We start from the raw sequence: 25,344 nt of genomic DNA, 5'->3' as shown, positions 1-25,344 counted from the left end.
CGCGTCCCGGCCACGGGCGGGCACCCCCGGGCGGGCAGCCCGCCCGACGCCACGACCGCGCCGGGCGACCCGACTGCTCGCGGTGAGCTGCGCCGTCGGGCCGCCGCCCTGCGCGACCGTCCGCACCGCGCTGTGACGCACGGACGTGACGAGCGGAACGGCCCCAGCGGCTGCATCCGGGCGCCATCGAGCGCACGATGGAAAGGTCCCCCTTTCCCCTCGTGCGGAGGTTCTCCCATGGCACTCGGTCTCGGTCGTCCCCAGGACAAGCGGAACAGGACGGTCGCCGACCTGCTCGTCGCCCAGCTCATCGAGGCCGGGGTCGAACGCATCTACGGGATCGTGGGCGACAGCCTCAACCCCGTGGTCGACGCGGTCCGGCGCAGCCAGAAGGGGAAGGGCAAGGGCATCGAGTGGGTGCACGTGCGCCACGAGGAGTCCGCGGCGTTCGCCGCCGCGGCCGAGGCCGAGGTCACCGGGAAGCTCGCGGTGTGCGCGGGCTCGTGCGGCCCGGGCAACCTCCACCTCATCAACGGGCTCTACGACGCCAACCGCTCCAAGGTGCCCGTCCTCGCGATCGCGAGCCACATCCCCAGCGCGCAGATCGGCACGAGCTTCTTCCAGGAGACGCACCCCGACCGCCTGTTCACCGAGTGCTCGGTGTACTCCGAGATGATCTCGTCCTCCCAGCAGGCGCCGCGCGTCATCAACTCCGCGATCCACCACGCGTACGGCGCCCCGGGAGTCGCGGTCCTGACGATCCCCGGCGACGTCGCGGACCTCGACGCCGCGGCCGAGATCATCGACGTCGCGGTGCACCCGGCCAGGCCGCGGATCGTCCCGGACCCCGACGCGCTGCGGACGCTGGCCGACGCGATCAACAAGGCCAAGAAGGTCACGATCTTCGCGGGTGCCGGGACGCGCGGCGCGCACGACGACGTGATCGCGCTCGCCGACAAGATCGCGGCGCCGATCGGCCACTCGCTGCGCGGCAAGGAGTGGATCCAGTACGACAACCCGTTCGACGTCGGGATGAGCGGGCTGCTCGGCTACGGCGCCGCGCACGACGCCATGCAGGAGGCCGACCTCCTGGTCCTGCTCGGCACCGACTTCCCGTACGACCAGTTCCTGCCCGAGTCCGTGCGCACCGCGCAGGTCGACACCGACCCCACGCACCTGGGCCGGCGGACGCGGCTCGACGTCGCCGTGGTCGGCGACGTGGGCGAGACCGTGCGGCTCCTCATGCCGCTCGTCAACACGGCCAAGAACCGCTCGTTCCTCGACGGCATGGTCGCCAAGCACGAGAAGTCGATGACGGGCGTGGTCGGCGCCTACACCAAGGACGTCGAGAAGCACTCGCCCATCCACCCCGAGTACGTCGCGGACCTCCTGGACCAGGAGGCTGCCGACGACGCGGTCTTCACCGTGGACACGGGCATGTGCAACGTGTGGGCCGCCCGGTACATCAGCCCCAACGGCAAGCGCCGCGTGATCGGGTCGTTCCTGCACGGGTCCATGGCCAACGCGGTGCCGCACGCGATCGGCGTCGCGGCCGCCCAGCCGGACCGGCAGGTCGTCGCGATGGCCGGCGACGGCGGGCTCTCGATGCTCCTGGGCGAGCTCATCACGATCAAGGCCTACGAGCTGCCCGTCAAGATCGTGCTGTTCGACAACGCGAGCCTCGGGATGGTGCGCCTCGAGATGCTCGTCGACGGGCTGCCCATGTTCGGCACCGAGTCGCCGCACATCGACTACGCCGCGGTGGCGAACGCGATCGGGATCCCGTCGGTGCGCGTCGAGCGCGCCAAGGACGTGCGCGGCGCGCTGCGCGGGGCCCTCTCGCGCCCGGGTCCCGCCCTGGTCGACGTCGTGACCGACCCGCGCGCACTGTCCCTGCCCCCGACCATCACGGCCGGGCAGGTGCGCGGCTTCGCGGTCGCGATGAGCAAGGAGGTCCTGGGCGGCGGCATGGGAGAGGTCGTGTCGATGGCCCGGGCGAACCTGCGCAACGTGCCGCGGCTGTAGGGCTGCACGTCGACGGCGTCGCTGTCTGCGGGCCCGGCATTGGATTGGTTGTCAGAACTGAGCCGGTCGAGACCCCGGTGCACTTCTGACAACCGAGCACAGGCGAGCAGTACCAGGTGGGCCCGACGCGCAGGCGGGGCCAGGCTCAGCCGGCGGCGATCTGCGCGAGCGCCGCGAGGTGGGCCTCGACGGCGCGCCGGCCGTCCGGGGTGAGCGTGACCCAGGTGAGGCGGCGCGCGTCGCTCCGGTCCGGGGAGCTCTCCTTGCGCACCGTGACGAACCCGGCGTCGCTGAGCACCCGGAGGTTCTTGGACAGGTTCGCGTCGCTCAGGCCGAGCGTGTCCCGCAGCACCGCGAACTCGAGCTCCGCTCCCCGCCGGAGCACCCCGCAGATGCGCAGGCGGACGGGCGAGTGGACGATCTCGTTGAACGCGGGGGTGGTGCTCATCGCTCCGTCCCGGCCAGCTCGCGCCGGAAGGCCCTGTCGTACAGCGGGCCGAGCACGACCGCCGCGACGAACCCGACGGACGCCGGCACCAGCACCCACGTGTACTCGATCTCGGTGAACCTGACGACCAGCATGGCGCCGAAGCAGAGCAGGATCGTCGTCAGCATGACCTGATAGATGCGCTTCGACCGAGGTCCCGCCGGCTGGCTGAACCACAGACCGTAGCGGCGGCGGTAGACGAGGACGAGGACCGGCAGCGCGAACAGGGCGACCGGCAGCGTGATGAGCGAGGCCGGGGACGGCAGCGCCTGGGTGCAGATGATCACCGCCACGATCGTGCCGAACGTCAGGTGGTACCACCAGGGCGTGACTGCGCGCTCCGCGAGCGTCGCCCCGTCGGCGTCGAGCCCCTCGAGCGCTGCGCGCGCCTGCGCCGGGGAGAGCCCGGGCGTGCCGCTCGGGGACCCGTCCTCGCGGAAGTCATTTTCCATGCTGGCAAGTCTATGGATGACTTGCCAGCATGGCAAGAGATCAGTTGTCAGAACTGAGCCGGTCGATGCCCCGGTGCACTTCTGACGACCGATCGCGCGCCGAGCGCCGAGCGCCTTCCGCCCCGCCCGTCGAATCGATACGATCTCCGCGTGCTCACCAAGATGACGGTCACCGACGACCAGCTCGCCCGACTGCTCGCCCCGCTCGGCGAGTTGGCTGCGGCCGGCCCCCTCGACGGCGGGATGTTCGCCTCGACCTACCGCGTCGACCTCACCGACGGGCGGCGCTGCGTCGTGAAGGTCACGAGCGCTGACACGTCCCGGCTCCTGCGCTACGAGCGCGGGATCCTCGGCACCGAGGAGGAGGTCTACCGCCGCGCGGCCGACCGCCCCGACCTCCTCATGCCGCGCGTGGTCCACAGCGACTTCAGCCGCGAGGTGGTCGACGGCGACGCGCTCGTCGTGTCGTTCCTCGACGGCGACGTGTGGAACGCCCTGCCTCCGCTCGACGACGCCGCGACGGCCCAGGTCCGGCACGACCTCGGCGCCTTCATGGCCCGCCTGCACACCGTGACGGGAGAGTCGTTCGGGTATCCCGCGCAGGCGTCGGGCCTGAGCGCCCCGACCTGGCCCGAGGCGTTCGGCCGCATGGTCGAGGCCCTGCTCGCCGACGCCGAGACGTGGGGCGTCGTGCTGCCCGCCGACGCGCTGCGGGGCGCCCTCGCGGACAACCACGACGCGCTCGCCGAGGTCACGGTCCCCGCGCTCGTCCACACCGACCTGTGGCCCGGCAACCTCTTCCTCTCCCCCGACGCGTCGTCGGTGCTGCGCCTGAGCGGCGTGATCGACACCGAGCGCAGCCTGTGGGGCGACCCGCTGTACGAGCTCGCGGGAGCCGACCAGCTCGGGCTGGGCCCGGTCCCGCCCGCGCTGCTCGCGGGCTACCGCGACGCGGGTGGCCGGCTAGCGGTCGCCGAGCCGTGGTTCGCGTCGCCCGTGCCGGGTGAAATCCGGCCCGACGGCGGCGCACCGGACGGGCGCGACGTCGTCGGGCGGGCGAGGCCCGGGGCGAGCACGCTCGGGGCCGGCGACGTCCGCCTGCTCCTGTACCGCGCGTACCTCAGCGCGCTGCTCGTGACCGAGGTCGCGCCGCGCGACTACCAGGGCGAATGGGTGCAGGGCTACCGGGACACCGCGGCGGGGAACCTCGGCGTACTGCTCGACCAGCTCTCCCGCTGACGCCACGGCTCAGTTGTCAGAACTGAGCCGGTCCATACCCCGGTGCGGTTCTGACAACTCGTCCTCGGCACGCGGGCCGACCACCGAGGGCCGAAGACCCCATGGTGCGGAGTCCCCATCTCGTCGAAGGGCACCCTTGAGTCACGCTAGAGTTCGGGCAAGTTCACGATCACGTCAAGTGTTCGGGCGACCAGTGCTCGACGGCGGGGCGTGACCGACCCCAGGGGGGTTTCACGGTGATCACGTTCGTCGTCGTCGGCATCGTCGGGCTGGCTCTCGTCCTGTTCTCGATGATCCTCGGTGAGTTCATCGAGCTCGGCGACGGAGCCGTGTCCGGGACCTCGCTGGGCGTCGGGGCCATCGTGTTCGGCGCGACCGGCGCGATCGTCGTGTCGAACGACCTGCCGATCGTCCTCGCGTACGTCGGCTCCGCGGTGCTCGCTGTCCTCGTGGTCCTCCTCGTGCACGTGCTCACCAAGAAGCTGCGCGAGTCCGACGACGCCGTGCCCGTGTCCCTCGTGGGCGTCCAAGGCACCGCGACCAGCGACATCTCCGCCGCGACCGGCGAGGTCTCGCTCGACGCCGCGCACGAGCTCGAACGGCGCCTCGCCTGGGCCGACGAGCCCATCCCGACCGGAGCCCGCGTCGTGGTCCTCGAGCAGTCCGGCACGCGCGTCCGCGTCCGGCGCCACTACCCCAACGACTGACCCGCCGGCCCAGCGGCTCACCCTCCCGCCCGACGACTCACCCTCCCGCCAGGGACCCCTCACCCCGGGAACCCGGCAGCACCACCCGCACCACGGCACGACCCGCACGACCCGCTCGCACGACCCGCCACCGAAAGGAGTCGCGCCGCAGGCGCGTACAGACATGCTCGAAGATTCCAACGTCGTCGGCATCATCGCCACTATCGCCCTGATCATCGCGTTCTTCGCGATCATCACGTTCATCGCCAAGCGCATCCGCCGCGTTCCCCCGAACGAGGCCCTGATCATCGTCGGGCGCGGCGCAGGCCGCAAGGAGGCCGCCGGCACCGGCCAGCGCGTCGTCACGGGCGGCCGCACGTTCGTGTGGCCCATCCTCCAGCAGGGCTTCTCCATCTCGCTCGAGCAGCGCCAGATCGGCATCACGGTCGAGGGCGTCGACAAGAACCGCATCAAGATCGCCATCAAGGCGTCGATCAACTTCAAGGTCCGTGGCGACGAGGAAGGCGTGCGTCGCGCGGCCCAGCGCTTCCTGTCCCAGCAGGGCACGCTGACCGAGATCATCAAGGAGTCCCTCGAGGGCTCGCTGCGCTCGATCGTGGGCGACATGACGATCGAGCAGATCATCTCCGACCGCAAGGGCCTCTCGGACCGCGTCGTCGAGTCCACCAAGACGGACCTCTCGGAGCAGGGCCTGCAGGTCGACCTCCTCAACATCTCGGACATCTCGACCCCGGGCTCCGACTACCTCGCCAACCTCGGTCGCGCCGAGGCCGCCCGCGCCCGCCAGGTCGCCGAGGTCTCCGAGGCCGAGGCCCAGCGCGCGTCCGAGTTCGCCGCGATCGACGCCGCCGAGCAGATCGCCGAGCGCCAGAAGGCGCTCGACCTCAAGCGCGCCATCATCAAGGCCGAGACCGACAAGGCCAACGCCGAGGCCGAGGCCGCGGGTCAGCTCGCGCGCGCCGAGCAGGAGCGGCTCGTCGCGGTCGAGGAGCGCGAGGCGCTGTCCGAGCAGGCCCGCGTGACGCAGGAGCGTCTCGACATCGAGATCCGCAAGCCCGCCGAGGCCGCGGCCTACGCCGAGGTCCAGCGAGCCAACGCCCAGCGTGACTCGTCGAACGCCGCCACCGAGGCCGACGCGTACAAGCGCACCACGATCGCCGAGGCCAACAAGACCGCCGCGATCCAGGACGCCGAGGCCTCCGCGGCCGCCGTCCGTCGCGCCGGCGAGGCCGAGCGTGACCGCCAGGTCGCCCTGGCCGTCGGTATCAAGGCCGAGGGTGAGGCACGCGCGTTCGCGGTCGAGGCCGAGGGCCGCGCCGAGGCCGTCGCGACCGACGCCAAGGCCGAGGCGCTCAAGAAGTACGGCGAGGCGGCCCTGGTCCAGGAGCTCATCGAGCGCCTGCCGGAGATCGTCCGCGCCGCGGCCGAGCCCATCGGCAAGATCCAGGGCATGACCGTCATCTCGACCGACGGTGCGAGCGCGATCACCAAGAACGTCGCGTCGGTCCTGGGCGAGGGCCAGCAGGTCATCAAGCAGCTCACGGGCGTCGACATCAACCAGCTCATCGCCGGGCTGGCCGGTGGGCACCTGAGCGGCCAGTCCGTGTCGAACGGATCGTCGTCCGCGTCGTCGGCGGCGTCGTCCAACTGACGAACCCGATGCCGGGGTGGAGCCGAGCGCGTGAGGTGGACCCTGCCGGGGTCCACCTCACGCAGGAGGGTCCACCCCGGCGCCGTCCTCCGTCCCACCCCACCCATCGGAGCCCCGCATGCTGAGCGCCCAGCAGGTCCTGGACACGACGTTCACCGCGACCAAGTTCCGCGAGGGCTACGACGTCGAGCAGGTCGACATCTACCTCGACGACGTCAGCGCGACGCTCAAGGCGTACGAGGCGGGCGGCCGTCCCGGCCCGGGACTGCTCACCTCGGTCGAGGCCCGAGGCGCCCGGTTCTCGGCCACGAAATGGCGTGAGGGCTACGACGTCACCGAGGTCGACGACCTCATCGATTCGATCGTCGGCACGCTCCAGTCCTACGAGGCCCGGCCCACCCCGGCCCTGCACCCGACCGACGCGGTGAGCGACGCCGTCGGGCAGCAGGACACGACCGCCCCACCGTCACCCGCTGCCGGTGCGGCTGCCGGCGACGGCGCCCGGCCCCTGGGCATCCACGACCTGACGACCCAGCTCCAGTACGCCCGCGTCCGCGCGAACGGCAGCGACCGGCTCGTCGTGCTGCTGCCCGACGGCTCGACGGCCCACGTGACCGCCCTCGATGCCGGGCCGCACGGGATCACGCTCCGCACCGCGCCCCAGGCGTAGCCGGGGACGGTGCTAGGGCCGCCGCACCCGCAGCACCGTGTCGCGGATCGTCACGGGCTCCCCGTCGGCGCCGAGCATCTCGCGCTCGGGCGCGGTGTTCGTCTCGACGTCCCACCCGTCGAGGTCGAGCTCGGCCAGGAGGTCGTCCCCCGTGTAGAAGAAGTGCTCGTCGAAGTCCTTGCGCACGGTCTCGTGGTCCGCAGGGTGGTGCCCGACGACGAGCAGCCGCCCGCCCGGCGCGACCGCCTGTGCGAGGCGCGGGAAGACCTGCCGGCGCAGGTCGGCCGGCAGGTGCATGAAGTGGGCCGTCACGAGGTCGAACCGCTCGTCCTCCGGCTCCCACCCGAGCAGGTCGCCCTGGCGCCACTCGATCCGCGCCGCGACCTCGGCCCCTACCGCGGCGGCGTGGGACGCGGCCTTCTCGAGCGCCACGGGCGACACGTCGAGCCCCACGACGTCCCACCCCTGCTGCGCGAGCCACACCGCGTCGGCCCCCTCGCCCGCGCCCACGTCGAGCGCCCGCCCCGTGGGCAGGTCCGCCACCTCGCGTACGAGCTGCGGGTTCGGGTTGCCGCTCCACACCGCGGCCGTCGAGCCGTAGCGCTCGTCCCAGAAGGCCTGGTCGAAGTGGTGCTGCTGGTGGCCGTGGCTGTGGCCGTGCTCGTGGGCAGGGTCGTTCTCGTGGTCGTGCTGCTGGGTCACGTTCGCTCCTCGGGTCGGTGCCGGCCCGGGACGGCCGTCACTCCCGACCTTGCTGCCGCACCCCGCCCCGAGGCAAGTCCGGTTGCCGTTCCGGCAAGATCCGCGGACATTCAGCCCATCCAGCCGAGCCAGACCACGGCGTCACGCGCGAGCAGGAAGCCCACGATCCCCACGACCCACGCCGTGGTCGACGCCGCGTTCTTCGTCATCCACGCGTTGAGCCGGTCGAGGAGCGGGCCCACCTGCCGGGCCGCGAGGACACGACCGGCCAGCAGGACGAGCGCGGGCAGCACCATGACGACGCAGTACCCCGCGAGGACCAGCCCGGTCGCCGGCCACCCGAGGCCCGCCTGGGTGAGCAGCCCGATCGCCGCGAGGTACGGGAGCATCGACGCGAGCTCGATCGCCGCGGCACCCAGTGCGAGGCCCATGAGGGCCGTCACGGATCCCGTCTCCGGCGCGGTGTCGACGCCCGCGCGGGGCGGGGTCTCGCGCGCGGGATGCGCTCCGCCGTCGGGCAGGGGAAGCAGGCCCGACGGCGCCACGCCCTCCCCGCCCGACGTCCCCATCGCGCGGGCCCGCCACCGCAGGACGCGCCCCTGACCGGTCGACGCCCCCTTGGACCGGCGGTCGATCCGGAAGCTGTACGCGACCAGGCCCACCCCGAGCAGCAGCTCGACGATCCTGACCGGGCGGGTCTCGACGACCCGCCCGAGGACGTCGGCGAACGCGCCCGCGCCCAGCGCGATGACCAGGCCGACCGCGAGATAGAACCCGACGATCGTGGCCAGGTAGACGAGCATCCGCGCGACCCGCACCCGGCCCGGGGTCATGAGCAGCCACACCGGGATCAGCAAGGTGCCGAAGCTCGTCGAGTCGACGAGGGCCAGGACCGCGAGCGCCCCGAGGAGAGGAAGGAGTTCCATGCCGCAAGGCTCGCTGCCGGAGATGGGCCTGTCGTCGGGCGGACGGGCGATCCTTGCCGGGCGCTGCGCCGCGCCGTACATCGTTCGGGCGATCCACGGCCCGGCCCCCTGTGCTGAGATGGGAACGTGCCCGATCCCCTGCCCGCTCCTGCGTCGGACGGCGTGACCGCGACCGCGTCCGCCGGCGACGGCGCTGGTGGTGGCGACGGCTCGGGCGCTCCGGACGCCCGGGCCGCCGGCTCGTCACCCCGTGCGTCGCGCGTGCGGCGCGTGGTCAGCACCGTCGCCACGGGCCTGCGCACCGACAGCAGGCGCGGCGACGCGTACAACGCCGTCGGGATGTTCGTGATCGGGGTCCTGCTCCTGCTCGTCGACGTCGTGCAGGTGTGGTCGATCCCGCCACTCGTGACGGTCGACGGGCGCTGGTGGCACGTGCTGCCCCTGCTCGCCGGGTGCGTCGCGCTGGTCTTCAAGCGCGCGCATCCGGCGGTCGCGCTCAGCGTCGGGACCGTGGCGTTCGCGGTCGACCTGTCGTTCGGGGGCAGCCTCGGCATGGTCCTGGTCCTGTGGGACCTGCTCTACGCGAGCGGGCTGCACGGCAGCAGGCGGCTGCGGACGGTGGTGGGGGTCGCCGTCGGGGTGATGGTCGTCGCGGTCGCGGTGCTCACGGGGGAGCACTACCGGGACGTGCAAGGGTTCGTGGTCGGCGGCATCCAGGTCGCAGCGATCCTCGCGACACCGCTCTGGTGGGCCGCGAACGTGCGGCAGAAGTCCGACCTCGCGGACCTCGCCGCCGAGCGGGCCGACCTCGAGGCGGAGCGCGCCGACCTCGAGGCCCAGCGTGCGGCCGACCTCGAGCAGATCGCGACGCTCGGGCAGCACGAGGCCGTGCGCGCGGAGAGGGCCGCGATGGCGCGCGACCTGCACGACGTCATCGCGTCCCACCTGTCCGCCATCGCGATCCACTCGGGGGCCGCGCTCGCGTCGCCACCCGATGCCGCGCGGGACCGCGCCGCGCTCGAGCTCGTGCGGTCGAGCAGCATCACGTCGCTCGAGGAGATGCGGGCCATGATCCTGCTGCTGCGCTCGGACCTGCCGCGGGACGGTGCGTCTCGCGCTGGTGCGCTCGGCGTGGATCAGTTGTCAGAACGTGGCCGGGGTATGGACCGGCTCAGTTCTGACAACTTGTCCCCGGACCGTCGTCCTCCAGACCTGCGCGACGGGGTGCCCCTCGCCCCTGCCGATCAGTTGTCAGAACGTGGCCGGGGTATGGACCGGCTCAGTTCTGACAACAGAGCCACGGTGCTCGGGGGTGAAGCCGTCGCCGCCCCCGCACGGCTCGCCCGGCTCGACGACGTCCTCGTCTCCGCACGCGCGCAGGGGCTCACGGTCGACGTCGAGGACCCGGACGACGCCCGCTCGGCGACGCTCCCCGCGGCCGTCGACCAGGCTGCGCACCGGATCGCGCAGGAAGCCCTGACCAATGCCGCCAAGCACGCGCCCGGCGGGCGGGTGCTGGTCACGCTCGGGCTGGGACCGGACCGCCTCACGGTCGAGGTCACGAGCTCCCTCACCGACGAACCCCGCCCGCTCCCGCCGAGCCTGAGCACCCGCACCGGGCTCCTCACGATGCGCGAGCGCGCCGAGGCCCTGGGCGGCACGTTCGGGGCGGGCCCTATCGACGCACGTACTTCCGGCCCCCGCGCCGCGAGGGGCGCCTGGCACGTGCGGGCCGTGCTGCCCCTGGGCCGACCGGCCGGTCCCCCGACCGCCCCCTCCCCGACTGCCACGACCGCCACGGATCAGTTGTCAGAAGCAGGCCGGGGTATCGACCGGCCCAGTTCTGACAACTCCTCGGCCGACGGGATCCCACCGACCCCGCACGGTCGCAGCGCTCCACGCCACACCGACCCACCCGGAGACCCCGCATGATCCGCGTCCTGCTCGCCGACGACCACGCCGCGATCCGCGCCGGCCTCCGGTTCCTGCTCGACTCGGCACCGGACATCGAGGTCGTCGGCGAGGCCGGCGACGGCGCGGCCGCGATCACCAACGCCCGCGCGCTGCGCCCCGAGGTCGTGCTCATGGACCTGCGCATGCCCGGCATCGACGGCATCGAGGCCACGCGCACGATCGTCGCGGACAAGCTCGCCGAGGTCCTCGTCCTCACGACGTTCGACCTCGACGAGTACGTCGACGAGGCGCTGCGCGCCGGGGCCGCAGGGTTCCTGCTCAAGACCGCGGAGCCCGCCGCGCTCATCGACGCGGTCCGCCGGGTCGCGGCGGGCGACGGGGTCCTGGCCCCCGAGGTCACGCGCCGCCTGCTGGCGGCGTTCGCATCCGCCCCGAGGCCCGACGGCGCCGCTCACCTCGCGGGGCGAGCGGCGCCGTCGGGCACGGGACGGGCGGGCGGCACGCCGGCCGACGAACAACGCGGCGAGACCACCGCGCGGCTCCGCGAGCTGACCCCGCGCGAGGTCGACGTGCTCGCGGCCCTCGGGCGGGGGCTGTCGAACCAGGGCATCGCCGACGAGCTGTTCATCAGCGAGGCCACGGCCAAGACGCACGTGTCGCGCGTGCTCGCGAAGGTCCAGGTCACGACGCGCATGCAGGCCGCGATCGTCGCGCGGGACGCGGGGCTCGCGTAGCGCACCGCGCCTCTACGCCGAGAAGTGAGCAGATGCCCCTGATCCGCGCGGATCAGGGGCATCTGCTCACTTCTCGGCAGGGGCGGGGCTGTGCCTCAGGCCGACTCGACGATGTGGCCCCGCTTGATCACGAAGTCGTCGCGCATGTCCTCGAGCTCCTTGCCGCGCGTCTCCGGGATCTTGTAGAAGACGAAGAACAGCGACAGCAGCGCGAAGAACGCGTAGAACGCGTACGCGAAGCTCAGACCGATGTCCGCCAGGACGGGGAACGACGTCGAGATCGCGAAGTTCGCGACCCACTGCGCGGCTGCGGCGACGGCCAGCGCGCTCGCACGGATGCGGTTGGGGAACATCTCTCCCAGCAGCACCCAGACGACCGGCCCCCACGACGCCCCGAAGAACACCACGAACGCGTTGGCCGCGATGAGCGCGACCGTGGCCCAGGCGCCGTCGAGCGAGGCCGTGGACGTGCCGTCGGAGGCCGTGGTCATCGTGGCCTGCGTGAACGCGACGGCCATCATGCCCAGCGAGACGAACATGCCCGTCGACCCCGCGAGGAGCAGGATGCGGCGGCCGATGCGGTCGATCAGCAAGATCGCGACGATCGTCACCACGATGTTGGTGACCGAGGTGATGACCGAGGTCAGGAGCGCGTCGTCCTCCGAGAACCCGACCGACCGCCACAGCGTCGTCGAGTAGTAGAAGATCACGTTGATGCCCACGAACTGCTGGAAGACCGAGAGCAGGATGCCGACCCAGACGATCGGCTTGAGGCCCAGCCGCTTGCCCCGCAGGTCCTTGAGCGAGGCCTTGGTGTCCGACTTGAGGGAGTTCTCGATGTCCGCGATCTTGTGGTCGACGTCCTGGACCCCCGTGAACTCCCGCAGGACCTCGGCCGCCTTCTTGGTCTCCCCCTTGGCGACCAGGTAGCGGGGAGACTCGGGGATGCGCAGCGCGAACAGACCGTACGCGACCGCCGGGACGGCCGCGGCCATGAACATCCAGCGCCACGCCTCCTGACCCAGCCACAGGACGTTCGACGCGCCACCCGCGGCCCCGGCCAGCGCTGCGTCGGTGAGGAGGGAGGCGAAGATACCGGTCACGATCGCGAGCTGCTGCAGAGACCCGAGCCGGCCACGGATGCGGGCCGGGGAGACCTCCGCGATGTACGCGGGAGCGATGACCGACGCGGCCCCGATCCCCAGGCCGCCGATCACGCGCCACAGGATCAGGTCCACGACCGAGAACGCGAGGCCGGACCCGAACGCCGACACGAAGAACAGCGCCGACGCGATGAGCATGACCTTGATGCGGCCGATCTTGTTCGCGACCGGACCCGCGAACCACGCACCCACCGCACAGCCGATCAGCGCGGACGAGACCGCGAAGCCCGTGATCGCCGCGTTGAGCTCGAACGTCTCGGACAGGGAGTCGACGGCCCCGTTGATCACCGCCGTGTCGAACCCGAACAGGAAGCCACCGAGCGCTGCTGCGAGGCTGATCCCGATGACCTTCTTGTTGAGCCGCTTGGCCTGCGCCTGAGCGCGGGGATCCCCCGCCGCTCCTGCGTCGTTGCTGGTCATGACGACCCCCTCCGTGTCAGGTTTCCCTTCGACGATAGTGACGAGAGGGCGCGGTCGCGCGGTGAAGCGACCGTGGTGAGCGTCACGCGATCGCGTCGAGGACCATCCAGGTGACGTGCCTCGTCCGGGGGTCGACGGCGTCGCCCGGGTTCCACACGGCGTCGCACCCCGCCGGGGTCCCCGAGACCGGAGCCCAGTCGAGGCCCGTCGAGGCGACGAGGTGCAGGACGGCGGCCTCGGCGTCGTCGCTCGCGACCTGCGGCCAGGCGAGCCCGGTCACGACGACCCAGGTGCCCGGGACCTTCCAGTACTCGACTGGCTCGTCGACGTCGACGGGCTCGAGGCCGAGCGCGGCCACGACCGCGCGCGCCCTGGCTGCCGCCTCGTCGGCACCGCCTGCCTCGACGTGCGTCCGGAGGGAGACGTGACGACGGCGCAGGCGTTCGCCCGGCCGCGAGGATGCTTCGCGCTCGTGCTGCTCGACGGTCGCTCGACGCCCCTCGTCGTCGCGGAACCAGCCGGTCGCTACGAGGCGTTCGGCAGCGGCGCCGACGAGGTCGGCCTCGCCGTCGAGCTCGACGGCGAAGGCCCAGGGCTCACCCGGCCCAGGACGCGAGACCCCGCGCACCACGCCGGTCCCGGCGATCCCGGCCGTCGCCCCCAGCACACAGACCTCCTGGCCGAACCAGAACGGCGGCAGCTCCTCCTCGATCTCCACGAGGGGACGGTACCGCGGCACCGCGACCCCGGGTGTGCAGTTCGGCTGCCGCCCGGCGCGTGCGACGACCTGAGCTGCACACTCGGCGAGCCGACCCACGAACGGGCCGACGTCGTCGGGCCCGCGAGCGCCGCGCGAGAGCTGCGCTCCGGCACCCCTACGGCTCGGGGTGCAGCGCGTCGTACCTGAGGAAGCGCGGCTGCGTCCGCAGGATCAGCCACACCACGACGATGCAGGCCAGCCCACCCGCGACCGCGGCCCACGCCTCGCCGAACCAGCTCGCCTGGGCGCCGAGGACCACCTCGCCCAGGCGCGGGCCGCCCGCGACGACGACGATGAAGACGCCCTGGAGGCGGCCGCGCATGTCGTCGGGGGTCGCGGTCTGGAGGATCGTCTGGCGGAAGACCGCGCTCACCGCGTCGGACGCCCCGGCCAGCGCGAGCGCGATGCACGCCGCGGCCAGGCCGCCCACGAGCACCTGCGGCGGGTCGGTCGAGCCCACGAGGAGCAGCACGGCACCGAACGCCGCGATCGACAGCCCCCACGCCGTGATGGCCCACGCGATCACGAGCCCCTGCCAGCGCACGCGCGAGAGCGCGCCCGAGAAGACCCCGGCGAGCACCGCGCCGACCGCGAACGCCGCGCTCAGCACCCCTGTCGTGGTCTCGCCGCCCCCGATGAAGAGCACGCCCACGGCGGGCAGCAGCACGCGCGGGAACGCGAGGATCATCGCGGCGAGGTCGACCAGGAAGGTCGTGCGCACGTTGGGCCGGGTCGCGAGGTAGCGCAGGCCGTCGACGACCGAGCTGATGCCGACGACCTTGCGGCGGGGCGCCGCCGGGTCCCCGGCCTCGCCACCAGCCACGTCGTCAGACGTGCCCCGGTGGGGAGCCCGGTCCAGCTCTGACGACGTGTCCTCGGGAGACAGGACCGGCGGGATCGACGGCAGGCGCCACACGGCCCACAGCGCCGCGGCGAACAGCACCACGTCGATCGAGTACGCGATCCCGTACCCCCACAGCGCCACGAGGAACGCGCCGAGCAGCGGGCCCACGGTCAGCGCGATGCTCCACGAGATGGTCTGCAGCGCGTTCGCGGCGGGCAGGAGCCGGGGCTCGACCAAGCGCGGGATGATCGCCGAGCGCGCGGGGTTGTTGATCGCGAACGCGGCCGACTGGAGCGCCACGAGCCCGTACAGGACCCCGACCGACCCGACGTCGAGCCACGCCTGGAGCGCGAGCAGTCCCGTGACGACCCACAGCGCCCACGACGCGAGCAGCGCGACCTTGCGGCGGTCGTAGGCGTCGACGAGCGCGCCCCCGTACAGGCCGAGCGCCACGAGGGGCACGAGCGCGAAGATGCCCAGCACGCCGACCGCGAGCGTCGAGCCCGTGAGCGCGTACACCTGCAGCCCCACGGCGACGACGGTCAGCTGCGAGCCGAGGTTGGAGACCCCGAGCCCCCACCACAGCCGACGGAACGGCGGGGAGACGCGGAGCGGGGTCGTGTCGGCAAGGATGCCGTCGAGGCGGGGCACGATCGACGAGGCTACCTCGCGGCGGTCGGAAGACCGTCTCCCGAGGCGACCGTCTCAGAACCGCGGGTCACCACGCAGGGCGCGTGGCGCCGTCGGGCCGTGGGTGCGTCAGGCCGTGGGCGCGTCAGGCCGTGAGCGCTGCCCGGACCTCCCCGACGAGCGCGGCCATGGCGCGCTCGGCCTCGGCGGCGTCCCCCGCGGCGACCGCGCGGGCCACGGCCTCGTGCTCGTCGAGCGCCTCGGCGACGGGGGCCTGCGGCATGAGGCCCAGGTGCGTGCGCCCGGCGAGGACCTCGCCCACGACCTCGTGCAGCGCGGCGAACATCTCGTTGCCCGACGACCGCAGGAGCAGCGCGTGCAGGCGGATGTCGAGCACGAGGAACTCCTCGAGGCGTCCGGCCTCGCCCAGCTCGCGCATGCGCGCGGCGAGCTCGACGAGCTCTGTGCGGGCCTCGGGGGTCGCGTGCCGTGCGGCACCTGCGGCGGCCAGGGGTTCGACGGCGCAGCGCAGCTCGGTCAGCGAGCGCAGCTGTGCGTCCCGGCCGGGTCCGGCGAGGCGCCAGCGGATGATCCGGGCGTCGTAGACGTTCCAGTCCTGCTCGGGGAGCACGACCAGGCCGATGCGACGCCCCGAGCGGACGAGGCCGAGCGCTTCGAGCTGGCGCATGGTCTCGCGGGTCACGGTGCGCGACACACCGAACTCGGTCCCGATCCCGTCGAGGGTCAACGTGCTGCCCGCAGGGAGGTGACCTGCGGTGATGCGGTGACCGAGGACGTCGGTCACCGAGCTGTGGAGCACCGTCGCGGACATGGGTCGAGCCTACGGCCCTTTCATAGGTCACACCATTGTCTTGCCAAAGGTGATACCAATCGTGCATGCTCGGTGGGCGGCCACAGAGGTCCGCGCACGACGCAGCAGTCGACGGACAGCCAAGGAACCCCCTCATGGACACAGACGTCAGCCCCACCCCGGACCGGGTCGTCACCCCGTCGTCGGGCGCGGCCCCGGACAAGACTCCCGCGGTCGACCTCGCCCCCGTGCACCTCGTCATCATGGGTGTCGCCGGCTCGGGCAAGACCACGGTCGCGACCCTGCTCGCGGAACGCACGCACCGCCCGTACGCCGAGGCGGACGAGTTCCACCCGCAGGCCAACATCGACAAGATGAGCGCGGGCACCCCGCTCACCGACGAGGACCGCTGGCCCTGGCTCCGCGCGATGCGCGACTGGCTCGACGAGCAGGCCGCCGAGGGCGACTCGGCGGTCGTGACGTGCTCGGCGCTCAAGCACAGCTACCGGGACCTGCTGCGGACCGCGCACGGGCGCGTCCGGTTCGTGCACCTCACGGGCAGCACCGAGCTGCTCGAGGACCGCATGACGCACCGCAGCGGGCACTTCATGCCCGCGTCCCTGCTGCCGTCCCAGCTCGCGACGCTCGAACCCCTCGCGGCCGACGAGGACGGGATCACGCTCGACGTCGGCGCACCGCCCGAGGAGCTCGTGGACCGGATCCTCGCGTCCACGGCCCTGCCCCACCCCACGATCCCCCGCGCCGACGGACGAGCGCGGCGCACCCCGACCAGAACGTCCATCCACCCCGAGGAGCGATGATGCTCACCCTCGCCTCGCACCCGCTCGCCGCGGGCGCCCTGCGCGCAGCCACCGAGACGCCGACGACCGACGCCGGGACGACCCAGCTCATCCTCGCGGCCGTGCTCGGGATCGCCACGATCATCGTCCTGATCGTGTGGCTCAAGCTCCACCCGTTCCTGTCCCTCATGATCGGCTCGGCGGTCCTCGCGATCGTCGCGGGCATCGACTTCGTGAGCGCGTTCGTGAGCTTCTCGGCAGGGCTCGGCTCGACCGTCGCGGGGGTCGGCGTCCTCATCGCGCTCGGCGCGATCATCGGCAAGATGCTCATCGACTCGGGCGGCGCGGACCAGATCGTCGACACGATCCTGGCGCGCACGCCCCTGCAGAGGCTGCCGTGGGCCATGGCGCTCATCGCGTTCGTGGTCGGCATCCCGCTGTTCTTCGAGGTCGGCGTGGTCCTGCTCATCCCCGTCGTCATGATGGTCGCGCGGCGCTCCAAGGTCTCCCCGATCCTCGTCGGCATCCCGGCCCTCGCGGGGCTGTCGGCGCTGCACGGCCTGGTCCCCCCGCACCCCGGGCCGCTGCTCGCGATCGACGCGCTGGGCGCGAACCTCGGCCTGACGCTGGGGCTCGGCCTGCTCGTCGCGGTGCCGACCGTGATCGTCGCGGGGCCCTTGCTCGCCAAGCCGCTCGCGGTCTGGGTCAAGCTGCCCCCGCCCACGACCGTCCTGGGCGTGTCCGAGCGCGACGAGGACGCCCCGCGCCCGAGCTTCGCGGTCGCCGTCACCGTGGTCCTGCTGCCCGTGATCCTCATGCTGGCCCGGACGGTCGTCGAGATGACCGGGACCCTGGAGTCGCCCGTCGGCAAGGGGCTCGAGTTCATCGGGACGCCGCTCGTCGCGCTGCTCATCACGTCGCTCGTGTCGCTCGTGGCGTTCGGCAGCGCGATGGGTCGCACGCGCGACGAGATCAGCACGCTGGTCGACAAGTCCTTCGCCCCGATCGCGGGCATCCTGCTGATCGTGGGCGCGGGCGGCGGTTTCAAGCAGACGCTCGTCGACACGGGAGTGGGCGACGTCATCGCGAGCGGGATCTCCGACGCGAACCTCTCGCCGCTCCTCGCCGGATGGCTGGTCGCGGCGCTCATCCGCGTCGCGACGGGGTCGGCGACGGTCGCGACCATCACGGCCGCCGGGATCATGGCCCCGCTCGCCGCGGACCTCTCGCCCACGCACGCGGCGCTGCTGGTCCTCGCGATCGGCGCGGGCTCGGTGTTCCTGTCCCACGTCAACGACGCCGGGTTCTGGCTCATCAAGGAGTACTTCGGCATGACCGTGGGGCAGACGTTCAAGACGTGGTCCGTCATGGAGTGCGTGCTGTCGGTCGTGGCGCTGATCGTGATCCTGCTGCTGGGCCTGGTCGTCTAGCGCACCTCCCTGCCCGACGGCGGCCGACCGGTTCGCCGTCGGGCGCCGCAGCGGCGGGGTCGCGGTGACCGGTGGCTTCGGCTCGTGTTGCCCGGCGACCCGTCACCCAGCCCCCGCTGCACGAGCATCCGAGCCGGGTTCAGGCAGGCGCGCTCGAGGCCGGGCCGTCCGAGGGACGAACGGCCCGGCCCTGCGGTTCAGCCGAGCATCAGCGCGACAGGATCGGCTCAGTCCACCGAGCGGATCCCCGTTTCACGCGTCGGCTCGCGTCGACGCACCAGGAGGCGGACCGCCTGGCCCAGGAGGACGAGGACTCCGGCGAACACCAGCAGCCCGTAGTCCGCACCGGTCGTCGCGAGCGATCCCGACGTCGCCGCCGTGACCGAGGCTGCGGCGACCGTGCCAGATCCCGTCACGACCTGACGGCTGACCGTCTGGACGGTGTCCGTCGACCCGGCGGGGTCGACCGAGATCGTCGGCATGACCGGGTCAACGGGGTCGACGGGGTTCGTCGGGTCCACGGGGTCCGTCGGGTCCGTGGGGTCGACCGGGTCCGTGGGATCCGTGGGGTCGACGACTGCCGCGGCGGGGCACCCGACCGAGGCGTTGCCCAGGAGGCCGACGCCCAAGCAGGACACGTCCACCGGGACGGTGATCGGCAGGTTCACGCTGACGTCGGGCAGCGGTCCGAGCACGCCGTCGCTCCCGAGGAGCCCCTCAAGGAGCCCGTCCTCACCGAGGACGCCGTCCAACAGACCACCACCGGTCAGCCCACCCAGCAGGCCGCCCGGGATCGCCGTGGCGCCCCCTGCGTCGGTCCTTGTGCCGGCACCAGCAACTGCACCAGGACTGACCGACGCGTCTCCGAGAACGCCCACCGCGATGTACGTCACGCTGACCGGCACCGTCACGGGGATGTCGACCGAGACACCGCCCGACGGCGCCTCACTCCCCGCGGGAGCGGGCTCCGCAGCTACCGGCTGGACAGGAGCAGGCGACGAGACCGTCGCGTCCCCCAGGACGCCTGCGGCGATCCCCGAGACGTTCACGGGGACCGTGACCGGCACGTCGACATCGACGCCGGCGGATTCGGCGTCGGACACCGGTGCGGGCACAGGCGCCGGTGCAGGTGCAGGTGCAGGTGCAGGTGAGCTCACCGCGGCGTCCCCGAGGATGCCCACGGCGACGCCGGAGACGTCCACCGGGATCGTGATCGGCACGTCGATCGCGATGTCCGCGGGGCCACCCGTCGAGGGTGCCGTGACCGGAGCCGGAGCCGGAGCCGAGACCGGCACAGGTGCAGGTGCAGGTGCAGGTGCGCTCACTGCAGCGTCCCCGAGGACCCCGACGGCGATGTCCGAGACGTTGACCGGCACGTTCACCGGGACGTCGACCGCGACGTCAGGCAGAACCCCGACGACCTGGCTGAGCGAGACGTCGACCCCGAGGTCGAGTCCGAGGTTGCCGAGGAGGTCCCCCTCGGAGGCCTGGGCCGAGACGGCCCCGACGGCCAGCAGGCCGCCTGTGACGAGCGCTGTCTGCAGCGCACGACGAACGTAGGTGTGCATGATCGTTTCTCCTTGCATGACGTGGACGGCGCGCCGCGAAGGGGGCTGCGCCGGATGGCTCGTGCCGCGCGCGAGGGCACGACGTGGCCAGGTCATGCAGGGGAGACAGGGACCTCGAAGAACGTGGAGGAATGGGCCGCACGCGCCTCGGCGTCGGGCAGCGCCCAGAGCGTCGAGGGGGCGAAGAACGGGGAGGCGGCAGAGAGAGCCGAGTCACCACCGGAGCCGCCACGAGGCGACACGGTGCTGGAACCGCTCGACGGCGCCGCGGAGTCGACTCCCCCGGGCCCGGACAGAGGGCTCCCCAGGGGTTCGTGGGTGGGGCTGCTCAGCTCGGCTGCGGAGGTATCGGAGACGGAAGCGAGCGAGCCGAGCGGCGCCCTGTCGCCGAGACGGAGACGGCCGGGCGCCGCGGCCTTGAGCACGCCCACCGACGACTCCACCCCGAGCGCTGGGAGCGCAGCATCGAGACCCGTCGCTCCCCCGCCCAGGCCGGGTCCCGCTGCAGGAACCGTCGCGACGCCGGCTCCAGGAGCCGTGCCGCCGGGAACAGAGGGAACCTCGTTGCCACCACCCGGAACCGTCCCGGGACCCGTCCCCGGGAGGATCGGGTCCACGACCGGGGCCAGAGGATCCAGCACCGACCCGAGGACCGGGTCGAGCGCATCGACGACAGGGGCCAGCGGATCGAGCACCGGGTTCAGCACGGGAGCGAGCGGCTCGAGGATCGGCGCGACCACCGGAGCCAGCGAGTCGGCGACCGGTGCGGTCACCGGGGCGAGCGTGTCGAGCACGGGCGTGACCGCCGGAGCGACCGCATCCACCACGGGCTTCGCGACCGGTGCCACGACCTGGGCGACGCCACCCGTGACGGGAGCGACGACGTCGGCCACGGGCTTGACCACGGGTGCGACCGGAGCTGCGACCGCCTCGACGACCGGTGCGACCGGCTTCGTCACGGGGGCCACGACCTGCTGCACGACCGGGTCGAGCACGGGCTTGACGACGTCCTGCACGACGGGGGTGATGATCGGCTCGACGACCTGCTGGACCGTGCTCGTCACGGGGGCGAGGAGCCCGCCGAGACCGAGCGGGTCGTCGGCCGCGGCAGCCGAGCCGGCGGTCCCGATCGCGAGGAGCGTCCCGATCCCGGCGCCGGCACCGGCAACAAGTCCGCGCACGAGCCACCGCCGCGCGCGGGAGCGCACGGGGAGAGCTGCGGCAGACCTGGGCATCGGCATCCTCGTCGGTGGAACGGTCGTACGAGTTCTCACCGTAGGAGAGGTCGCCGCGCTCCGCACGCCGACCGCGGGCGATTCACCCGCGCCCACGACCCGCCCCGTTACCCGACCGTGGTCCCGAAGATCAGCCCCAGCGCGTACGTCGCTGCGGCCGCGCCGAACCCGATCGCGATCTGGCGCAGCGCCCGCTTGACGGGTGACGCCCCCGACAGCAGCCCGACCGTGGCGCCCGTCCCGAGCAGCGCCAACCCCACGAGGACGCTCCCGACGAGCACCGCGACCCCACCCTGGAGGCCGAACAGGTACGGCAGCACCGGGACGAGCGCTCCCGACGCGAAGAAGAGGAACGACGACACGGCCGCCCCCATCGCGGAGCCGTGCGTCTCGAACTCGTCGACCTCCGCGGCAGGGGCGATCACGGTCGCCGCGGTGTACGTCGACAGCACCTCGCCCGCGTGCTTCTCGGCCTCGTCAGGAGTCAGGCCACGTGCCCGGTAGACGAGCGCGAGCTCGTTGGCGTCGACGTCGAGGTGCGGCAGCGCGGCCGAGGCCAACGGGCTGGGCGTCGACGCGTCGAGCAGCTCGCGCTGCGACCGCACCGACACGTACTCGCCCGCCCCCATCGACAACGCACCGGCGAGCAACCCCGCGAGACCCGTGAGCAGCACGGTCTCGTTCGACGCACCCGACGCCCCGATCCCCAGGATCAGCGCGAGGTTGGAGACCAGGCCGTCGTTCGCGCCGAACACTGCGGCGCGGAACGTCCCCGACATGCGCATGCGCCCGCGCGTCGCGAGCCCTCGCACGACCTCCTCGTGGATGCGTTCGTCGGCGGCCATCGCGGCGGTCGCGTCGACGTCGGTCTCGTACGTCGAGCGGGCCTCGGCCCGCTGCGCGAGAGCGAGCACGAACACCCCGCCGAACCGGCGCGCGAACAGCCCGAGCGACCGTGTGCGCCAGTCGCCGCGCAGGGGCTTGCCCGCGTCGTCGCCCAGCAGCGCGAGCCAGTGGTCCTCGTGGCGCTTCTCGGCGTCCGCGAGCGCCAGCAGGATCTCCTTCTCCTCGCCCGAGCGGCGCGACGCGAGGTCGCGGTAGGACGCGGCCTCGGCGCGCTCGTCGGCCAGGTACTGGCGCCAGCGACGGATCTCCTGAGGGGTCCGACGGCGGGCCTCGCCGGCGTGCGCGGGCATGCCGGAGCTCGGGGCAGCGGGGGGTGTCATGCGTTCATCATGGCAAGAAAGGGGCCTCCGTGGGTTTCGGGATCCCCAACTTTTCCGCACGGTTCTGCGGTTCGCGAGAGTTCCGACAGCCGCTGCGGGGGCGTCCCGTGGTTGGATCGGAACATGTCCGAGAACACCGAACGCACCCGTCCTGAGGTCGATGCCCCCGAGGGCCCGGCCCCCACCGAGCTCGAGGTCGTCGACCTGATCGTCGGCGACGGCGCCGAGGCGCAGCCCGGCTCGACCGTCAACGTCCACTACCTGGGCGTCGAGTACGACTCCGGCGAGGAGTTCGACTCGTCCTGGAGCCGTGGCCAGTCCATCAACTTCCCGCTGCGCAGCCTCATCGCCGGCTGGCAGCAGGGCATCCCGGGGATGAAGGTCGGCGGGCGCCGCAAGCTCGTCTGCCCCCCGGAGCTCGCCTACGGCCCGGCCGGTGGTGGCCATCGCCTGTCCGGCAAGACGCTCGTCTTCGTGATCGACCTGCTCGGCGTCAGCTGACCACGGCCTGATCACGCCTCGCCCTCGCTCCCCCGGTCGCCGGTGGGAGCGGGGGCGTCGTGCTGTCCGGGGGCTCCTGGGCTCGTCGTGCCCGGCGGTCGTCGCTCGCCTGAGGCGTCCGTCACCCCGTTCCCGGTGGAACCCCGGTGCCCGACGACGGAGCGCACCACGCGCGCACGGGTGCGCTCCGTCGTCGGGCGCGCAGCGGGCAGACGGCGGTCCTGGCGCCCCCGAAAGTCGGGGACAATGGGCGCGACGGACTTCCGACTCCGATGAGCGAGGACGCACAAGTGATCACTGTCAGCACCGACGGCTCGTGCCTGGTCAACCCGGGTGGAGCGATCGGTTGGGCGTGGATCAACCACGACGGAACCTTCGACTCGGGCGGCGCAGCCTCCGGGACGAACCAGATCGCGGAGCTCATGGCTCTGCTGGAGGCGGTACGCGCCCACCAGAGCGCAGAGCCGCTCCTCATCGAGTCCGACTCCCAGTACGCCATCAAGTGCGCGTCGGAGTGGCTCGAGGGCTGGAAGCGCAAGGGCTGGCGGACGGCCGGCGGCAGCCCCGTGAAGAACCTCGAGCTCGTGCAGGGCATCGAGGCCGCGATCCAGGCCCGCCCCGGACCGGTGCGGTTCCGGTGGGTGCGGGGGCACGTCGGCAACCACTTCAACGAGCGGGCCGACCAGCTCGCGGGCCTCGCGGCGCAGGACTGGGCCGCCGGGCGCGGCGAGGAGCGGGCCACGCTCGCGGGCACCGACGACCTCGCGGTCGCGCCCGCCAAGCGGCCGGCTGCTGCGGGCCGTCCGGCCACCAAGGTCGGGGCCACCGCAGCGAGCAAGGCCGCCGCGGACGCCTGGACCGAGTCGACGCTCTTCGACTGACGCTCCGCCCGAACGGTTCGAGGCCGCTGCCCGTCCGGCGGCGGCCTCGTCCGTGTTCCGGGCCTGGTCCCGCTTCCCCGTCCACGGCTCCACACGATCCCCCGGTGCGCGCCGAGAACGAGGTTGCGTCCGTTCCGCGGCTCATGACGACCGCAACCTCGTGCTCGGCAGATCGTCCCACCGGGAGCCTCAGGCTCCGGTGCGACACTGGAGCGATGACCGCGTCCCCGCTCCCCGCCCCGGCGCTCGCCGGGACCGGACCGGCCGACCCGGTCGACACCCCCACCGCACCGCTCCCCCTCGTCCTGCGTTCCGAGCGGCCGCTCGACCTGCGCTCGACGCTCGCGAAGCTCGCGCGCGGCCCCTACGACCCCACGTTCCGCGTGGTGCCGAGCGGCCCTCAGGCCGGGACCTGGCGCACGAGCCTCTTCCCGACCGGACCCGTGACCTACCGCCTGGTGCAGGCGGGGGTGCGTGACGTCGTCGGGCAGGCGTGGGGGCCCGGGGCGGGCGAGCTCGCCGCGTCGCTCCCCGCGCTCCTCGGGGAGCCCGACGACGCAGCCTCCTTCGCGCCTCCTGCCCGCCTCGCGGACGCGCACCGCAGGCACCCCGGGCTGCGCGTCCCCCGTACCGGGCGGGTGCTCGAGGCGCTCGTGCCTGCGGTCCTCGAGCAGAAGGTGCAGACCGTGACCGCCCACCACGCGTGGCGCTGGCTGCTCGCACGCTACGGGACGCCCGCGCCGGGCCCTGCCCCCGACGGCATGCGCGTGGTCCCCGACGCCCGGACCTGGGCCACGATCCCCACGTGGGACTGGCACCGGGCCGGCGTCGACCCCCGACGGGCGCGGACCGTCGTCGAGTGCGCGCGCGTGGCACGCCGGCTCGAGGAGTGCGCCGCGATGGACCCGACCGCGGCGCAGGCGCGGTTGCAGCTCGTGCCCGGGGTCGGGGTGTGGACGGTCGCGGAGGTCGGGCAGCGGGCGCTCGGAGACGCGGACGCGGTGTCGGTCGGCGACTTCCACCTCGCCAAGGCCGTCGGCTGGGCGCTGACCGGCGAACGGACCGACGACGCCGGGATGCTGCGGCTGCTCGCGCCCTACGCGCCCCACCGGTACCGGGTCGTGCGGCTGCTCGAGGTGTCGGGGCTGGGGCACGCGCCGCGGCGGGGGCCGAGGCTCTCGATCCAGGACCACCGGGGGAACTGAGCGGGTCGGGGTCGGGTGGTCGACGAGCCGACCCTCCGGCGCCGACCATGCGGTGGGCGTCGGTCGACCGTGCGGCTGACATCGAGCTGCCGAGCACGAGGTTCCGTGCGGTCGAGCACGAGGTTGCGGTCACCAAGCCGGTCATAACGACCGCAACCTCGTGCTCGGCACCAGCACCGCACCGCACCAGCGCCAGCCCCAGCACCAGCACCAGCACACCGACCACCCCCGGACGGCCGCTCCCCGACACCCGCTGGCCGGGAGATGACACCGCGTTGTGAACCATCCCACTGGTCCTCACCACGCACGACCGGCCTCGCTCCCAGCCAATGAGGTTAGCCTTACCTCTAGCAACATCCCCCG

Annotated in this window: 23 protein-coding genes; 12 read left to right on the top strand and 11 right to left on the bottom strand. The window is 72.7% G+C overall.

Features of this window, described 5'->3' with window-relative positions; translation table 11 throughout:
• Positions 1-237 precede the first annotated feature (237 nt).
• Positions 238-2,025, top strand: coding sequence for a pyruvate dehydrogenase (locus tag OERS_RS00330; RefSeq protein ID WP_068623460.1), 1,788 nt, complete (start codon positions 238-240; stop codon positions 2,023-2,025).
• A gap of 145 nt (positions 2,026-2,170) precedes the next feature.
• Here OERS_RS00330 and OERS_RS00325 read toward each other — a convergent pair whose 3' ends face one another.
• Together OERS_RS00325 and OERS_RS00320 are read right to left on the bottom strand one after the other, a co-directional pair.
• The gene (locus tag OERS_RS00325) at positions 2,171-2,473 is read right to left on the bottom strand and encodes a transcriptional regulator (protein ID WP_068623458.1); all 303 of its coding nucleotides are present in this window, start codon (positions 2,471-2,473) and stop codon (positions 2,171-2,173) included.
• Positions 2,470-2,964, bottom strand: a complete 495-nt coding sequence (locus OERS_RS00320; protein ID WP_068623456.1) for a hypothetical protein — start codon at positions 2,962-2,964, stop codon at positions 2,470-2,472. The genes OERS_RS00325 and OERS_RS00320 overlap by 4 nt, the downstream gene beginning before the upstream one ends.
• A 150-nt stretch (positions 2,965-3,114) precedes the next feature.
• On the opposite strand from OERS_RS00320, the gene OERS_RS00315 reads away from it, so the two are divergent.
• The 4 genes from OERS_RS00315 to OERS_RS00300 all read left to right on the top strand — a co-directional run bounded on the left by OERS_RS00315 (position 3,115) and on the right by OERS_RS00300 (position 7,231).
• Positions 3,115-4,203, top strand: coding sequence for a phosphotransferase family protein (locus tag OERS_RS00315; RefSeq protein WP_068623454.1), 1,089 nt, complete (start codon positions 3,115-3,117; stop codon positions 4,201-4,203).
• Positions 4,204-4,439: 236 nt separating this feature from the next.
• Complete coding sequence (locus tag OERS_RS00310) at positions 4,440-4,910, top strand: NfeD family protein (protein ID WP_056652860.1); 471 nt, start codon at positions 4,440-4,442, stop codon at positions 4,908-4,910.
• Positions 4,911-5,073: 163 nt separating this feature from the next.
• Positions 5,074-6,561 (top strand): flotillin family protein, encoded by a 1,488-nt coding sequence (locus OERS_RS00305; protein WP_068623453.1) that lies wholly within the window; start codon positions 5,074-5,076, stop codon positions 6,559-6,561.
• Positions 6,562-6,679: 118 nt separating this feature from the next.
• The gene (locus tag OERS_RS00300) at positions 6,680-7,231 is read left to right on the top strand and encodes a DivIVA domain-containing protein (protein WP_068623451.1); all 552 of its coding nucleotides are present in this window, start codon (positions 6,680-6,682) and stop codon (positions 7,229-7,231) included.
• A 12-nt stretch (positions 7,232-7,243) separates the two neighbouring features.
• On the opposite strand, the gene OERS_RS00295 is transcribed toward OERS_RS00300, so the two are convergent.
• Positions 7,244-7,933, bottom strand: coding sequence for a class I SAM-dependent methyltransferase (locus OERS_RS00295; protein ID WP_083201105.1), 690 nt, complete (start codon positions 7,931-7,933; stop codon positions 7,244-7,246).
• A gap of 110 nt (positions 7,934-8,043) precedes the next feature.
• Positions 8,044-8,859 (bottom strand): GAP family protein, encoded by an 816-nt coding sequence (locus OERS_RS00290; protein WP_068623450.1) that lies wholly within the window; start codon positions 8,857-8,859, stop codon positions 8,044-8,046.
• A gap of 126 nt (positions 8,860-8,985) precedes the next feature.
• Between OERS_RS00290 and OERS_RS00285 the strand changes: the two genes are divergently transcribed.
• Both OERS_RS00285 and OERS_RS00280 read left to right on the top strand, forming a co-directional pair.
• The gene (locus tag OERS_RS00285; RefSeq protein ID WP_139107600.1) at positions 8,986-10,791 is read left to right on the top strand and encodes an ATP-binding protein; all 1,806 of its coding nucleotides are present in this window, start codon (positions 8,986-8,988) and stop codon (positions 10,789-10,791) included.
• Complete coding sequence (locus OERS_RS00280; protein ID WP_068623446.1) at positions 10,788-11,507, top strand: response regulator; 720 nt, start codon at positions 10,788-10,790, stop codon at positions 11,505-11,507. Before OERS_RS00285 ends, OERS_RS00280 begins: the two co-directional genes overlap by 4 nt.
• A gap of 95 nt (positions 11,508-11,602) precedes the next feature.
• On the opposite strand, the gene OERS_RS00275 is transcribed toward OERS_RS00280, so the two are convergent.
• The 4 genes from OERS_RS00275 to OERS_RS00260 form a co-directional block, all read right to left on the bottom strand.
• On the bottom strand, positions 11,603-13,090 hold the full coding sequence (locus OERS_RS00275; protein ID WP_082849220.1) for a sugar porter family MFS transporter: 1,488 nt from the start codon (positions 13,088-13,090) through the stop codon (positions 11,603-11,605).
• Between the two features lie 82 nt (positions 13,091-13,172).
• On the bottom strand, positions 13,173-13,808 hold the full coding sequence (locus OERS_RS00270) for a hypothetical protein (protein WP_139107599.1): 636 nt from the start codon (positions 13,806-13,808) through the stop codon (positions 13,173-13,175).
• Positions 13,809-13,965: 157 nt separating this feature from the next.
• A complete protein-coding gene (locus OERS_RS00265) occupies positions 13,966-15,345 on the bottom strand; it encodes an MFS transporter (protein ID WP_083201104.1) in 1,380 nt (459 codons plus the stop codon).
• Between the two features lie 124 nt (positions 15,346-15,469).
• A complete protein-coding gene (locus tag OERS_RS00260; RefSeq protein WP_068623442.1) occupies positions 15,470-16,156 on the bottom strand; it encodes a FadR/GntR family transcriptional regulator in 687 nt (228 codons plus the stop codon).
• A gap of 134 nt (positions 16,157-16,290) precedes the next feature.
• Here OERS_RS00260 and OERS_RS00255 point away from each other — a divergent pair, with 134 nt between their 5' ends.
• Complete coding sequence (locus tag OERS_RS00255) at positions 16,291-16,956, top strand: gluconokinase (RefSeq protein ID WP_211268421.1); 666 nt, start codon at positions 16,291-16,293, stop codon at positions 16,954-16,956.
• Positions 16,953-18,365, top strand: a complete 1,413-nt coding sequence (locus OERS_RS00250) for a GntT/GntP/DsdX family permease (RefSeq protein ID WP_056764502.1) — start codon at positions 16,953-16,955, stop codon at positions 18,363-18,365. The genes OERS_RS00255 and OERS_RS00250 overlap by 4 nt, the downstream gene beginning before the upstream one ends.
• A gap of 227 nt (positions 18,366-18,592) precedes the next feature.
• Here the strand turns inward: OERS_RS00250 and OERS_RS00245 are convergent, their stop codons facing one another.
• From OERS_RS00245 to OERS_RS00235, 3 genes are all read right to left on the bottom strand, one after another.
• A complete protein-coding gene (locus OERS_RS00245; RefSeq protein WP_068623439.1) occupies positions 18,593-19,933 on the bottom strand; it encodes a hypothetical protein in 1,341 nt (446 codons plus the stop codon).
• A gap of 92 nt (positions 19,934-20,025) precedes the next feature.
• Positions 20,026-21,168: a hypothetical protein gene (locus OERS_RS00240; protein ID WP_139107598.1), complete on the bottom strand. Its 1,143-nt coding sequence runs from the start codon at positions 21,166-21,168 to the stop codon at positions 20,026-20,028.
• Positions 21,169-21,275: 107 nt separating this feature from the next.
• Complete coding sequence (locus OERS_RS00235) at positions 21,276-22,364, bottom strand: VIT1/CCC1 transporter family protein (RefSeq protein WP_068623435.1); 1,089 nt, start codon at positions 22,362-22,364, stop codon at positions 21,276-21,278.
• Between the two features lie 153 nt (positions 22,365-22,517).
• Here OERS_RS00235 and OERS_RS00230 point away from each other — a divergent pair, with 153 nt between their 5' ends.
• The 3 genes from OERS_RS00230 to OERS_RS00220 all read left to right on the top strand — a co-directional run bounded on the left by OERS_RS00230 (position 22,518) and on the right by OERS_RS00220 (position 24,981).
• Positions 22,518-22,895, top strand: a complete 378-nt coding sequence (locus OERS_RS00230) for an FKBP-type peptidyl-prolyl cis-trans isomerase (protein ID WP_056652896.1) — start codon at positions 22,518-22,520, stop codon at positions 22,893-22,895.
• A 290-nt stretch (positions 22,896-23,185) separates the two neighbouring features.
• Positions 23,186-23,776, top strand: coding sequence for a ribonuclease H family protein (locus tag OERS_RS00225; protein ID WP_082609044.1), 591 nt, complete (start codon positions 23,186-23,188; stop codon positions 23,774-23,776).
• 215 nt (positions 23,777-23,991) lie between these two features.
• Positions 23,992-24,981 (top strand): DNA-3-methyladenine glycosylase family protein, encoded by a 990-nt coding sequence (locus OERS_RS00220; protein ID WP_068623433.1) that lies wholly within the window; start codon positions 23,992-23,994, stop codon positions 24,979-24,981.
• Positions 24,982-25,344 lie beyond the last annotated feature (363 nt).

Source organism: Oerskovia enterophila, from assembly GCF_001692445.1.
Classification (GTDB): Bacteria; Actinomycetota; Actinomycetes; order Actinomycetales; family Cellulomonadaceae; genus Oerskovia; species Oerskovia enterophila.
The sequence above is the reverse complement of the archived record's forward strand: the minus strand, read 5'-3'. Positions and strand labels throughout refer to the sequence as shown.

Coding starts and splice junctions, on each gene's coding strand:
- OERS_RS00330 (WP_068623460.1), top strand. CDS start 238: ATGGCACTCGGTCTCGGTCGTCCCCAGGACAAGCGGAACAGGACGGTC.
- OERS_RS00325 (WP_068623458.1), bottom strand. CDS start 2,473: ATGAGCACCACCCCCGCGTTCAACGAGATCGTCCACTCGCCCGTCCGC.
- OERS_RS00320 (WP_068623456.1), bottom strand. CDS start 2,964: ATGGAAAATGACTTCCGCGAGGACGGGTCCCCGAGCGGCACGCCCGGG.
- OERS_RS00305 (WP_068623453.1), top strand. CDS start 5,074: ATGCTCGAAGATTCCAACGTCGTCGGCATCATCGCCACTATCGCCCTG.
- OERS_RS00300 (WP_068623451.1), top strand. CDS start 6,680: ATGCTGAGCGCCCAGCAGGTCCTGGACACGACGTTCACCGCGACCAAG.
- OERS_RS00290 (WP_068623450.1), bottom strand. CDS start 8,859: ATGGAACTCCTTCCTCTCCTCGGGGCGCTCGCGGTCCTGGCCCTCGTC.
- OERS_RS00280 (WP_068623446.1), top strand. CDS start 10,788: ATGATCCGCGTCCTGCTCGCCGACGACCACGCCGCGATCCGCGCCGGC.
- OERS_RS00275 (WP_082849220.1), bottom strand. CDS start 13,090: ATGACCAGCAACGACGCAGGAGCGGCGGGGGATCCCCGCGCTCAGGCG.
- OERS_RS00260 (WP_068623442.1), bottom strand. CDS start 16,156: ATGTCCGCGACGGTGCTCCACAGCTCGGTGACCGACGTCCTCGGTCAC.
- OERS_RS00255 (WP_211268421.1), top strand. CDS start 16,291: ATGGACACAGACGTCAGCCCCACCCCGGACCGGGTCGTCACCCCGTCG.
- OERS_RS00250 (WP_056764502.1), top strand. CDS start 16,953: ATGATGCTCACCCTCGCCTCGCACCCGCTCGCCGCGGGCGCCCTGCGC.
- OERS_RS00245 (WP_068623439.1), bottom strand. CDS start 19,933: ATGCACACCTACGTTCGTCGTGCGCTGCAGACAGCGCTCGTCACAGGC.
- OERS_RS00240 (WP_139107598.1), bottom strand. CDS start 21,168: ATGCCCAGGTCTGCCGCAGCTCTCCCCGTGCGCTCCCGCGCGCGGCGG.
- OERS_RS00235 (WP_068623435.1), bottom strand. CDS start 22,364: ATGCCCGCGCACGCCGGCGAGGCCCGCCGTCGGACCCCTCAGGAGATC.
- OERS_RS00230 (WP_056652896.1), top strand. CDS start 22,518: ATGTCCGAGAACACCGAACGCACCCGTCCTGAGGTCGATGCCCCCGAG.
- OERS_RS00220 (WP_068623433.1), top strand. CDS start 23,992: ATGACCGCGTCCCCGCTCCCCGCCCCGGCGCTCGCCGGGACCGGACCG.